Annotated in this window: 8 protein-coding genes; all 8 read left to right on the forward strand. The window is 66.7% G+C overall.

Translation table 11 applies throughout. The annotated features are described in order from the left end of the window. The first annotated feature begins 417 nt into the window (after positions 1-417). Complete coding sequence (locus ASC95_RS07515; protein ID WP_235537787.1) at positions 418-3,384, forward strand: TonB-dependent receptor; 2,967 nt, start codon at positions 418-420, stop codon at positions 3,382-3,384. Between the two features lie 51 nt (positions 3,385-3,435). Beyond that, a complete protein-coding gene (locus tag ASC95_RS07520) occupies positions 3,436-5,076 on the forward strand; it encodes a DUF5597 domain-containing protein (protein WP_057297167.1) in 1,641 nt (546 codons plus the stop codon). Between the two features lie 4 nt (positions 5,077-5,080). Beyond that, complete coding sequence (locus ASC95_RS07525; protein ID WP_082567592.1) at positions 5,081-7,399, forward strand: glycoside hydrolase N-terminal domain-containing protein; 2,319 nt, start codon at positions 5,081-5,083, stop codon at positions 7,397-7,399. Next, positions 7,399-8,676 (forward strand): GDSL-type esterase/lipase family protein, encoded by a 1,278-nt coding sequence (locus tag ASC95_RS07530; RefSeq protein ID WP_057297168.1) that lies wholly within the window; start codon positions 7,399-7,401, stop codon positions 8,674-8,676. Before ASC95_RS07525 ends, ASC95_RS07530 begins: the two co-directional genes overlap by 1 nt. Before the next feature lie 103 nt (positions 8,677-8,779). Then, positions 8,780-10,147, forward strand: coding sequence for a GH1 family beta-glucosidase (locus tag ASC95_RS07535; protein WP_235537790.1), 1,368 nt, complete (start codon positions 8,780-8,782; stop codon positions 10,145-10,147). Positions 10,148-10,222: 75 nt separating this feature from the next. Further along, positions 10,223-11,686, forward strand: coding sequence for a GH1 family beta-glucosidase (locus tag ASC95_RS07540; protein ID WP_082567594.1), 1,464 nt, complete (start codon positions 10,223-10,225; stop codon positions 11,684-11,686). After that, the coding region (locus ASC95_RS31745; RefSeq protein WP_235537791.1) for a hypothetical protein at positions 11,683-11,883 on the forward strand (201 nt) is incomplete at its 3' end. The genes ASC95_RS07540 and ASC95_RS31745, both read left to right, overlap by 4 nt. A 17-nt stretch (positions 11,884-11,900) precedes the next feature. Then, positions 11,901-13,135 (forward strand): MFS transporter (locus ASC95_RS32455; protein WP_369820594.1); only part of this gene is annotated, 1,235 nt, incomplete at its 3' end. Between the last annotated feature and the right edge of the window lies 1 nt (position 13,136).

Genomic DNA, 13,136 nt, shown 5'->3' on the forward strand with positions numbered 1-13,136 from the left:
CCGCTACGCCGGCTGGGACGCGGCTGCCGGCCAGGACATCCTCAACGGCCGACGCTCGCTCAACGACCTGGCTGAGCAGGTGCTCATTGCCAACACCGATGTGGCCCCCGTGTCCGGCCGCCAGGAGGTCTTCGAGAACCTGGTCAATCGCTTCTGTGGCTGAACGCAGACGCCCCATTTACCCCCGCCCAGCAAACCCTGACCGACAACGCTGCCATGACGAACACCCTCGCTCATACGCCATGCGCTCGTCGGCCCGGGCGATGTTGACCCCCGCCCCTTTCCCGAACCAGCAGCACGACACGGGCTCAGAGCCCAATCACAACGAGAGGAGACAAAGTGACACATCACCATCCCCGCCGAACCGCTGTATCCCTTGCCGCCGCCCAAGCCGCCCTGCTCTGCAGCAGCATGGCGATGGCACAGACTGCACCGGCCCCCGCCGCCGCCGCATCCGCACCCACCACCAACCTGGAAACCGTCGTTGTCAGCGGCCGCCGAGCGGCGCTCGAATCGGCACAGAAGATCAAACAGAATTCCGACGAGATCGTCGATTCGATCGTGGCCGACGACATCGGCAAGCTGCCTGATCGCTCCGTCACCGAGGTGCTGCAACGCATCGTCGGCGTGACGATCGAGCGCACCATGGCTCGCAACGACCCCGAGCACTACTCGGTGGAAGGCTCCGGCGTCAACATCCGTGGCCTGTCCTACGTGCGTTCCGAAATGAACGGCCGTGACACTTTCTCTGCCAACGGTGGCCGCGCACTGAACTTCGAAGATGTGCCGCCCGAGCTGATGGCCGGCATCGACGTGTACAAGAACCCGTCGGCCGAACAGATCGAGGGCGCTGTCGGCGGCCTCGTCAACCTGCGCACGGCGCTGCCGTTCGACTACCAGGGCTTCAAGGGCTCGGTCACGGTGCAGGAAGGCTATACCAAGCTCAACGGCAAGAAGAAGCCGTCTGCCAGCGGCCTGCTGGTCAACAGCTGGAACACCGACCTGGGCCGCATCGGCGTGCTGCTGAACGCCGCGACCTCCAAGAGCGCGACGCGTTCCGATTTCTTTCAGATCGAGCCCTACTACCCCCGGACCGACGCGGTGGTCGGCCAGACCCCGGGCAGCTACCTGTGGGTGCCCAAGGGTGCGCAGTGGCGCACGCTGGAGTTCGAACGCAAGCGCGACGGCCTGTACGGCGCCCTGCAGTGGAAGAAGGACGATGTCGACAGCTCGTTCACCTACTTCCGCTCCAAGTACCGCATGCAGTGGGACGAGCAGGCGATCTTCGCGCAGACCGAGCCCTACAAGATCCGCGTCACCAACGGCAAGTTCGACGACCAGGGCGCCCTGATCTCCGGCACGCTGACCAACAACGACGGCTCGCTGCTGAATTTCAACGACGACACCCGCACGGCCACTCGCAACTCCAAGACGGAAGACTTCGCCTGGCGCCTGAATTGGAAGGCCAACGACCGCTGGAGCTTCTCGTCGGATCTGCAGTACGTGAAGGCATCCACGCGGGGCCTCGACTCCACCGTGGCGACCGGTGTCGGCATGCAAAAGGAAGTGCTCGACTTGAGCGGCAGCACGCCCAGCCTGACTTTCGACGCGGCCGACCGTGCTTACCTCGCCGACGCCAAGAATTACTACTGGGGCTTCACGATGGAGCATCTGGACCGCAGTGAGGGAACCCAGAAGAGCTGGAAGGGCGACGCCCGCTACCGCTTCGAGCACCCCGTTCTGCAGGACCTGCGCTTCGGTGTCCGCTTTACCGACCGCCAAGCGGTCAGCTCGACCAATCCGTCTGGCTACCACTGGCAGGCCATTTCCCAGCCTTGGACGGCAGGCGGCCCGGCCTATCTGAGCGACTATCCTGGCGGCACTGTCACCAACACCTTCAACAACTTCTTCGGCGGCAGCGTCCCGACGCCGCCGTCGGTGGTGTTCCCGTCGGTCGCCCAAGCCGCCGGCTTCCCGGCTTCCTACTCCGTGCTGCATAAATACGGCGCCGACAACTGCGTGGCCAAGCTGACCGCCGCCGGTCAAAACACCGACACCTGCAGCCAGTGGCCGTTCGCCTTCACCCCCGAAGGCCTGGGCAGCGACATCGCCCAGGACATCCAGAGCGGCAGCGGCAACAAGCAGTCTGAGAAGACCCAGGCGGCCTTCGCCCAACTGCGCTTCGGTTTCGACGAATGGAAATTGCCGGTCGACGGCAACGTGGGTGTCCGGGTCGTGCGCACCCAGAACGACGCCCTCGGCTACACCTCCTTCGCCGGTACCGATCCGGCCAAGCTGCAACTCGGCGGCGTGCCGGTGCCCAACATCCCGAAGTACCAGAAGCTGGAGACCTTCAAGAACAGCTACACGGACGTGCTGCCCAGCCTGAACCTGAAGCTGCAGGCTGCGCATGACCTGCAGTTCCGCTTTGCCGCCGCCAAGGCCATCGCCCGGCCTGACTTCGACAGATTGCAGGCGAGCACCACGCTGAGCCAGAACATCAGCAGCACCGCCACCACGGTGACCAGCGTCTCGCAGAGTGGCTCGGCCAAGGGCAACCCGTTGTTGCTGCCCACCCGTTCGACACAAGAGGACGTGACGGCCGAGTGGTACTTCAGCCGCGCGGGCTCGTTGACGGTTGCAGCCTTCCACAAGGACCTGAAGGACATCGTCATCAACCAGACGTCGACCTTCCGGTTGCCTGATGTCAGCGGCAATCTGCAGCCCTTCTCGGTGACAAGCCCCATCAACGGCGCCTCCGGCAAACTCACGGGTGTGGAACTCGCCTTCCAGACCTACTTCGACAAGCTGCCAGGTTGGCTCTCCGGCTTTGGCGTGCAGGGTAACTACACCTATGTCGACAGCAAGAGCAATCTGTACAACCCGGTCGACTCGCCCTATTGCAGTGGCGGCAACACGGCGGACAACTTCGGCCTGAACCTGAATGGCTGCGACACCGATGGTCGCCAGTTCGGCAGCCTGCCGTTGCAGGGCCTGTCACGCAAGGCGTTCAACCTGACGCTGATGTACGACCAAGGCCCGCTGTCCGCACGCCTGGCCTACAGCTGGCGCTCGCGCTACCTGCAGGCCATCAACGTGAACGGCACGCAGGGCACGGACGGCCTGGTGACCGACCCGAACAGCCCGAACAAGGGCCAGACCAACGTGGCCTGGGGTCTGCCGGTGTGGGCTGAGAGCTACGGCCAGCTGGACGCCGGCGTGTCGTACAAGCTGCTCAACGACCAGCTGTCTCTCGGGCTGGAGGCGCAGAACCTCAACTCGGCCCGCCAGCGTCAGCTGATGCAGCAGCACGTCGGCTACATGACGCGTGGCCTGTTCTACACCGGTCCTCGCTACGTGGTCACGGCGCGCTACACGTTCTGACCTTGCTTTTCGCCCGGCGGTCCCTTCGATCGCCGGGCGCCTGGAACTCCGATGAAGAAAAACACCCTTCTCTCGATGGTGCTGGCCGGCTTGCTCTCCCTGCAAGCCGCCGGTGCCGCCGAGGCGCCCCGCCTCGTCAGCCGCGACGGCCGCCACGCGCTGTTGGTGGACGGCAAGCCCTTCCTGATGCTGGGCGCGCAGGCGCACAACTCCAGCAACTACCCCGAGGCGCTCAAGCCCGTCTGGGAGGCAGCCAAGGACGCCAAGGCCAACACCGTGCTGATGCCCGTGGCCTGGGAGCAGGTCGAGCCCGAAGAAGGGAAGTTCGATTTCAGCTTCGTCGACACCCTCGTCAAAGAAGCGCGTCAACAGAAGCAGCGCCTGGTGATCCTGTGGTTCGCCACCTGGAAGAACACCAGCGCCCAATACACCCCCGCCTGGGTCAAGCTCGACCCGAAGCGCTTCCCGGCCAACCTGGACCGCGAAGGCAAGCCCAACTACAGCCTCAGCCCCTTCGGCACCGAGACGCTCAAGGCCGACAAGCGCGCCTTCGTCGCGCTGATGGCGCATCTCAAGAAGATCGATTCGGCCGAGCGCACCGTGCTGATGGTGCAGGTCGAGAATGAAGTCGGCACCTATGGCCTGGTGCGCGACTTCGGCAAGGCGGCCGAGGCGGCCTTCACGCAGCCTGTGCCCGCTGCCGTGCTGGCACGCAAGAAGGCCGTCGTGCCAGGTGCCGCTAGCGGCAACTGGCGCGCGGTCTACGGTGATTACGCCGACGAGTATTTCCACGCCTGGGCCATCGCCCGCTACATCGGCGACATCGCCGCGGCCGGCAAAGCCGTCTACGAGCTGCCGATGTACGTCAACAACGCGCTGCGCAACCCGCTGGACCAGCCGCCCAAGCCCTGGAACAAGGACTTCGCCAGCGGTGGCCCGACCTGGGACGTCATCGACATCTACAAGGCCGCAGCGCCCGCGCTGGACATCGTCGCACCCGACATCTATCGGCCCGAGTCCGAGCAGGTGAACGCCAACCTGCGCCTGTTCCAGCGCGCCGACAACGCGCTGTGGGTGCCCGAGATCGGCAACGCGGCCGCTTACGGGCGCTACCTCTACCCCATCCTCGGGCACGGCGCCATCGGCGTGGCGCCGTTCGGCATCGACTACTTCAACTACAGCAACTTCCCGCTCGGCTCGACGTCGACCGACCGCGAGATGGTCGAGCCCTTCGCTCGCGTCTTCAAGATGTTCGCCCCGATCCAGCGGCAATGGGCGCAGTGGGCCTTCGATGGCCGCACGCGTGGTGCCGCCGAGGGTGATGACCGCAAGCCGCAGCTGCTGGAGTTCCCAGGCTGGGTCGCCAAGCTGAGCTACCGCGAATGGCAGTTCGGCGAGACCAGCTGGAAGATGACCGACAAGTTCCCCGCCGGCACCGAACAACCCGGCGGCGGCGTCGCCATCGCGCAGATCGGCGACGACGAATTCCTCGTCATTGGCCAACGCACCCGCGTGCGGATGGAGGCGGCGCCGGGCCAGAATGGCTTCATGTTGCGCACCGAGCAGGGCCGCTTTGACGACCAGGGGCGCTGGGTGATGGAGCGTGTGTGGAACGGCGACCAGGTGGACTACGGCCTGAACCTGCCCGCCGAGCCCGTCATGCTCAAGATCAAGATGGGCCGCCCGCGCTGAGTTCATGAAGCACAGACTCCGATCACTGCAGGCCGCAGCAACGCTGCTCGTCTGCTGCCTCGGCCTGCCGCTGCAGGCGGCCGAGCTGGTGCTGCGCTATGACCGCCCCGCAGCCGACACAGCCCAGGGCTGGGAGCAGCAGGCCCTGCCGATCGGCAACGGCCGCATCGGCGCCATGCTGTTCGGCCAGGTCGCCCGCGACCGGCTGCAGTTCAACGACATCACGCTGTGGACGGGCGATGCCCAGGCGCTGGGCGCCTATCAGGCCTTCGGCGACGTGGTGCTCGAACTCGACGGTGCCGACGCGCCCGTAGCCGACTACCACCGCCAGCTCGACCTGCAGCATGCCCGGCACCGCCTGAGCTACCGCCAGGCCGGCGCAGGCTTCACGCGCGAAACCCTGGCCAGCCAACCGGCCCAGGTCATCGCCTGGCGCCTCAGCGCCGACCAGCCGGGCCGCTACAACGGCCGCGTCACGCTGGCCGACCGGCACGGTGCGGCGCTCTCCGCGGCGGGCGCCGCCCTCACCGCCACCGGCCGCCTGCCCAACGGCCTGGCCTACGCGAGCCAGCTGCGCGTCGTGCCGGAAGGCGGCTCGGTGACAGTGGACGGCAATACCTTGGTGTTCCGCGGTTGCGATGCGCTGACCTTCATCCTCGGCGCCGGCACCAGCTATGCCCACGGCCGGGTCGACGGCCCCGCGCCGCTGCCGCGTGTGCAGGCCCAGGTCGCCGCCGCAGCTGCCAGGTCCTGGCCGGCGCTGCAGGCGGAGCACGAGGCCGACGTCAAAGGCCTGCTCGGCCGCGTGCAGCTGGACCTTGGCACCAGCGCGCCCGAGCGTCGCGCGCTGACGACCGACGCTCGCCTGGCCGCCTACACCCGCGACGGCGGCGACCCCGAGCTGGAGGCGCTGTACTTCCAATACGGCCGCTACCTGCTGGTCTCCAGCTCGCGGGATTCCCTGCCGGCCAACCTGCAGGGCCTGTGGAACGACAGCCTCACGCCGCCATGGAATGCGGACTATCACAGCAACATCAACCTGCAGATGAACTACTGGCCGGCCGAGCCGACCAATCTGGCGGAGACGGCGCGGCCCTTGCACCGTTTCGTGCAGAACCTGATTCCCGCCTGGCGCCAGCCCGTCGCCGAACGCGCCGCGCTGGCACTGAAAGACCCGAAGGCCCTGCCGCCCGAGACACCCCCGTGGGACAACTCGGTGCAGCCACCCATCGAGACCTTCCTGACGGCCGCGGGCAAGCCCATGCGCGGCTGGGCGCTGCGCACTGCGACCAACCCCTTCGGCGCCCAGACCTACCTCTGGAACATGACGGGCAATGCCTGGTATGCCCGCCACTTCTGGGAGCACTACGCCTTCACGCAGGACAAGGCCTTCCTGCGCAACGTGGCCTGGCCGGTGCTGAAGGAAGTCGGCGAGTTCTGGGAAGACCGGCTGAAGGCGACGGCTGACGGCAAACTCGTGGCACCCAACGGCTGGTCGCCCGAACACGGCCCCATCCAGGACGGCGTGGCCTACGACCAGCAGATCCTGTGGGACCACTTCGACAACATGGTCCGAGCCGCCGACGTGCTCGACGACCGCGCCGCGCGTGACCATGCCGCCTCGCTGCGCGACCGCCTCGCCGGCCCGCGTATGGGCAGCTGGGGCCAGTTGCTGGAATGGCAGGCCGAACTCGAGGACGCCGTACTGGACACGCCCAAGGACACCCACCGCCACCTCTCGCATCTGTTCGCGCTCTTCCCCGGCCGGCAGATTTCTCCGGCGCGCACGCCCGAGCTGGCCGCCGCGGCGCGCAAGACGCTGGAGGCGCGCGGTGACGTCAGCACCGGCTGGTCCATGGCGTGGAAGATGGCCTATTGGGCGCGGCTGCGCGACGGCGACCATGCGCACACGCTGCTGCGCGGCCTGCTGGCCACGCCGGGTGCCCGAGCCGCCCGCACCGGTGGCGAAGTGAACCAGGGCGGCACCTATCCCAACCTCTTCGATACCCACCCGCCCTTCCAGATCGACGGCAATTTCGGTGCGACCGCGGCAATAGCCGAGATGCTGGTGCAATCACAGGACGGCATCATCGACCTGCTGCCCGCCCTGCCCGCGGCCTGGCCCGAGGGCTCGGTCAAGGGCCTGCGCGCCCGCGGCGGTTTCGAGGTCGACATCGCCTGGGCAAGCGGCCGCGTCACGAGCGCCACCGTGCGCTCGGTGGTCGGCGAGGGCGGCGGCCGCGTTCGCATCGGCCAGCGCGTTGTCGAGCTGAAGCTCAAGCCCGGCCAGTCGCGCACGCTGTCGTCTCAAGACTTGCTCTGATGATGAATCGCTTCCTGCTCGCTTGCGCTGCCCTGCTCCCGATGACAGCGCAGTCATTGGATCTGGACGTCGGCCGCCCCGCCAAAGGCTGGCAGATCGTCGTCACCGATTTCGAAGGCGAGGCCAAGCTCGTCGGCGACCGTGTCACCGTGCCCAAGCCCGCCAACGCGCGCGTGCCCGACAGCCATGTGGCAGCCCGTCGTGGCGATGACGGTGCGCTGACGCTGCAGTTCAGCAACTCATGGATCGCCCAAGCCCGCTGGCAGGACGGCCCACCGCTGGACCTGCGGCCCTACCTGGCCGAAGGCATCGTCGAGTTCGACTTGAACGTCGTCGACCTTGCCCACGGTGGCATGAAGTTCAAACTGGGTTGCGGTGAGGGCTGCGAACGCAAGGTTCCCTTCCTGTTCGCCGGCCGCGAGCTGGTCGGCAAAGGCCGTCAGCACCTGTCCTTCGCGTTGAAGTGCTTCTGGCGCGAGGGCGACGATTTCAGCGCCGTCAACGTGCCTTTCGCACTGGAAGGCACGGGCAGCGGCGAGCTGCAGATTGCCCACCTGCGCATCAACAAAAAAGGCAAGGCGACCACCGCCTGCCCCGACTACCGCACCCAGTCCATCACGCCCGAACGGCTGCAGGAGTCCTGGGCGGTGGACTGGTGGCTGCCGCGCCACGAAGCCAAGCTGGCAGAGATCCGCGCCCACCGTGAGGCCGGCCGGCGCATCGACCTCGTCTTCCTCGGCGACTCCATCACGCAAGGTTGGGAGAACGAAGGCAAGACCGCGTGGGCAACGCATTTTGCGAAGCACAACGCCGTCGCCCTTGGCTTTGGCGGCGACCGCACCGAGAACCTGCTTTGGCGACTGCAGCATGGCGAACTGGACGGCATGACGCCGAAGGCCGTCGTCATGATGATCGGCACCAACAACACCGGTGAGCGGCTGGAGGACCCGGCCTTCACGGTGGCCGGCATCAAGCGCAACCTTGATGAGATCCGCCGCCGCCAGCCCCAGGCCAAGGTGCTGCTGCTGGCCCTGTTCCCACGCGGCGAGAAGCCCGACGACGTGACTCGCAGGCACAACGACAGGATCAATGCGTTGCTGCCCGCGTTGGCCGATGGCCGACAGGTGGTCTTCCTGGACATCGGTCGCGCACTCGCGAATCCGGACGGCACACTGTCCAAGGACATCCTGCCCGACTGGCTGCATCTCAGCCCGCAAGGCTATGAAATCTGGGCTCGCAGCCTGAAAGCGACCCTGACCTCGTGGCTGACGCCCTGACGGCCAAGCCCTCTCTTTCTCCTGGATCGCTATGACTGCCTCTAGCTCCTCCGATTTCATCCGCGGCATCGTCGCCACCGCCCCGTTGCCGCAGGATGGCTCCTTGACAGACAAGCTCACCTTGACCTACTCCAGCCCCTTCCCCGCCGACTTCGTCTTCGGCGTTGCCGCCGCTGCCCCGCAGATCGAGGGCGCGGCCTTTGAGGACGGCAAGGGCGAATCCATCTGGGACCGCTTCTGCCGCCAGCCCGGCAAGGTGCATGACGGCGACACGCTGGACATTGCCTGCGACCACTACCACCGCTTCGACGCGGACTTCGCGCTGATGGCGTCGCTGGGCGTCAAGAACTACCGGCTGTCGCTGGCCTGGCCGCGCATCTATCCGAACGGCGACGGCGAGCTGAACCAGGCGGGCCTGGACTTCTATCACCGCCTGTTCGCCAGCATGAAGAAGCACGGCATCGAGCCGTGGGTGACCCTCTTCCACTGGGACCTGCCGCAAGCGCTGGAAGACCGCGGCGGCTGGACGTCGCGCGTGACGGTGGACGCCTTCGGCCGCTATGCCGACACGGTCGTCAAGGCCTTCGGCGGCGTCGTCAAGCACTGGATCACGATGAACGAGATCCGCTGCTTCACCGAACTGGCCTATCACTGGGGCACCAAGGCGCCGGGCCGCACCGAGAGTGCCGCTGTCGTCAACCAGACCTTCCACCACGCGCTGCTCTGTCACGGCCACGGCGTGCGCGCAGTGCGCGAGTTCGGGGGCGCGGGTGCGGTCGTTGGCCTGACGGACAACCTGGACGTCTGCATACCCGTCACCGAGACGCCGGCCGACATCGCCGCGGCCAAGGCCTGGTTCCTGGAGAAGAACGCCCATGTGCTGGGCGCGATACATGCCGGCCGTTATCCCGAGAGCTATCTGAGCCGCGTCGGCGCCGACGCCCCCCAGGTCCAGCCCGGCGACTTCGACCTCATCAGCCTGCCGACCGACCACCTGGGCCTGAACATCTACACCGGCACCTATGTGCGCGCCGGCAAGGACGGCGCCGCTTTCGAGGCCCTGCCCAACCCTGTCAACTATCCGCGCGCCGACAGCCCCTGGCTGCGCCTCGTGCCCCAGTCCATCTACTGGGCCACGCGCTTCGCCGCCGAGTGCTACGGCCACCAGGCCCTCTACATCACCGAGAACGGCTGCGGCTACAACGACGAGCCGGTGGTCAACGGCGAGGTGCTGGACCTGCACCGCCGCGACTTCCTGCGCAGCCACCTGCGCGAAGCCCACCGCGCGATTGCCGACGGCGTGCCGCTGAAGGGCTACTTCCTGTGGAGCTTCATCGACAACTACGAGTGGGAGGACGGCTACCAGCGGCGCTTTGGCATCGTGCATTGCGATTACGCCACGCAGGTGCGCACCCCGAAGCTGTCGGCGCTCTATTACGCCGATGTGATCCGCGAACGTCGCATCCTCTGAAATGAAGCGGGTCCTATATTCCCTCGCACCGCGGCGGGCCTTCGCCCCACGTGCGGCCTACCGAGGACCATCCAGATGACTTCCTTTCGCCCCCTGCGCCGCCGCCAACTCTTCGCCGCCGCCGCGTTGCCCGCGCTGGCCACAGCTTCGCTGGCCGCCACGCCGCAGCGCGGCGGCGCACAGTGCGGGCTGACTTACGAAAGCCCCTTCCCCGCCGACTTCGTCTTCGGCGTCGCCGCGGCCTCCGCCCAGCTCGAGGGCGCGGCTTTCGAAGACGGCAAGGGCGAATCCGTCTGGGACCGCTTCAGCCGCATCCCCGGCAAGGTCCACAACGGCGACACGCCCGACGTGGCCTGCGACCACTACCACCGCTTCGACGAGGACTTCGCGCTGATGGCCTCGCTGGGGTTCAAGACCTACCGCCTGTCGATCGCCTGGCCGCGCATCTACCCGAACGGCGACGGGGCACTCAACCAGAAGGGGTTGGACTTCTATCACCGCCTCTTCGCCAGCATGAAGAAGCACGGCATCGAGCCGTGGGTGACACTCTTCCACTGGGACCTGCCGCAGGCATTGGAAGACCGCGGCGGCTGGACGTCGCGCGTGACCGTCGACGCCTTTGCGAAATATGCAGACACCGTCGTCAAGGCCTTCGCCGGTGAGGTGAAGCACTGGATCACGTTGAACGAGATCGTCTGCTTCACGCTGCTGGGCTATGGCACGGGTGGCAAGGCGCCGGGCCGCAAGGAAAGCGCCAAGATCGTCAACCAGACTTATCACCACGCGCTGCTGTGCCACGGCCATGGCGTGCGTGCGGTGCGCAAGTTCGGCGGCGCGGGCGCCGTCGTCGGCCTGACCGACAACTGCGGGGTGTCCGTGCCAGTGACGGAAACACCGGCCGACATCGCCGCCGCCAAGGCCTGGTTCGTCGATCGGAACGCACAGGTCCTGGGCGCCATCCATGCCGGCAAGTACACCGCGAACTTTCTGGCGCACGTCGGTGCGGATGCGCCCGACGTGCGGCCCGGCGACTTCGACCTCATCAGCCTGCCGACCGACTTCCTGGGCCTGAACATCTACAGCGGCACCTATGTGCGCGCTGGCAAGAACGGCGCCGCCTACGAGGCCCTGCCCCACCCCGTCAACTACCCGCGCGCCGACAGCCCCTGGCTGCGCCTCGTGCCGCAGTCCATCTACTGGGGCACGCGCTTCAGCCATGAGGTGTATGGCCACCAGGCGCTGTACATCACCGAGAACGGCTGCGGCTACGACGAGGAGCCGGTGGTCAACGGCGAGGTGCTGGACCTGCACCGCCGCGACTACCTGCGCAGCCACTTGCGCGAGGCTCACCGCGTCATCGCCGCCGGCGTGCCGCTGAAGGGCTACTTCCTGTGGTCCTTCATCGACAACTACGAGTGGGAAGACGGCTACCAGCGCCGTTTCGGCATCGTGCATTGCGACTTCAAGACGCAGGTCCGCACGCCCAAGCTGTCGGCGCGCTATTACGCCGACGTCATCAAGATGAGAAAAATCCTGTGAACGCCAGCACCCTCCACCTGGCGCAAGCCGTGCCGCCCGCCGCCGACCGCCTGCCCATGCGGCAGAAGATCGGCTTCGGCCTGGGCTCCATCCTGGACATGTGGGGCCACTGGCTCTACCCGTCGCTGGCCTACCAGGTCTTCAACATCTTCCTCCGACCTGGACATCCCCAAGGCCAGCGTGTCCAAGCCGGAGCTNCGCCGACCGCCTGCCCATGCGGCAGAAGATCGGCTTCGGCCTGGGCTCCATCCTGGACATGTGGGGCCACTGGCTCTACCCGTCGCTGGCCTACCAGGTCTTCAACATCTTCCTCGGCGTGGCCCCCGGCCTGATCTCGACGGTGCAGATGATCAAGATCTTCGTCGACGCCGGCTCGGACGCCGTCTTCGGCTGGCTGTCGGACAACACGCGCACGCGCTACGGGCGCCGCCGTCCCTTCATCCTCGTGGGCGGCGTGCTGGCCGGCATCGGCCTGCCRCTGATGTTCGCYGTCGGCAAGGGSTGGACCCAATCCGAGTACTTCRTCTTCATGCTGGTCAGCACGGTGATCTACGTGCCCATCATGAGCTGCTTCAACATGCCCTGGAGCAGCCTGGGCGCGGAGATGACGCCGGACTATCACGAGCGCACCACCGTGATGGCCATCCGCAACGCCATCCAGAAGGGGCCGGAGCTGGCGATGTTCTTCGCCGCCCAGTTCACGACGCTGGCCCTCTTCAACCAGGCCAACGGCAAGCCCGACATCCTGCGCGGCGCGCAGACCTATTGCGCCATCCTCGGCGCCATCATGGTGGCTGCTTCGATTGCCATCTTCCTGCTGGTGCGCGAGCGCTACTACGAGAAGCTGGTGTCGCGCACGCAGACCCACATCCCGTTCGCCGACACGCTGTGGCGCACGCTGCGCTGCAGGCCCTTCCGCCATGTGCTGGGCATGATGCTGGCCTACGGCACCGGCACGGCCATGGTGGGCACGCTCGGCTACTACGCSACGGTCTACTACGTCTGCGGCGGCAACGTCGTGGAGGGCGCGAAGTGGAACACGGCCATGGGTCTGTCGGGCATGGCCTTCGGCTTCGCGGGCATCCCCTTCTTCGCGTGGATCGCGCGTCGCCACGGCAAGCGCGTCGGCCTGGCGGCGGTGCTGTTCCTGGCCATCTGCGCCTTCATCGGCGACTGGTGGCTGTACGACCCGGCGCGGCCTTATCTGCAGCTGTTCGCTTGCGGCTTTGTGGCCTTCACCGGCGCGGGGTTCTGGACGCTGTACAACGCCACGCTGGGTGACGTGGTGGACTACGACGAGATGCAGACCGGCCAGCGCCGCGAGGGCTCGTTCTCGGCCTGCCAGTCGTGGATCTCCAAGGTCGGCATCGCGCTGGGCACGGGCGCGTCGGGCTGGATCCTGCAGTTCACCGGCTTTGACGCCAAGCTGGAGGCCCTGCAGACGCCGCAN

Source organism: Pelomonas sp. Root1217, assembly GCF_001425705.1.
Classification (GTDB): Bacteria; Pseudomonadota; Gammaproteobacteria; order Burkholderiales; family Burkholderiaceae_C; genus Pelomonas.

Coding starts and splice junctions, on each gene's coding strand:
- ASC95_RS07515 (WP_235537787.1), top strand. CDS start 418: ATGGCACAGACTGCACCGGCCCCCGCCGCCGCCGCATCCGCACCCACC.
- ASC95_RS07520 (WP_057297167.1), top strand. CDS start 3,436: ATGAAGAAAAACACCCTTCTCTCGATGGTGCTGGCCGGCTTGCTCTCC.
- ASC95_RS07525 (WP_082567592.1), top strand. CDS start 5,081: ATGAAGCACAGACTCCGATCACTGCAGGCCGCAGCAACGCTGCTCGTC.
- ASC95_RS07530 (WP_057297168.1), top strand. CDS start 7,399: ATGATGAATCGCTTCCTGCTCGCTTGCGCTGCCCTGCTCCCGATGACA.
- ASC95_RS07540 (WP_082567594.1), top strand. CDS start 10,223: ATGACTTCCTTTCGCCCCCTGCGCCGCCGCCAACTCTTCGCCGCCGCC.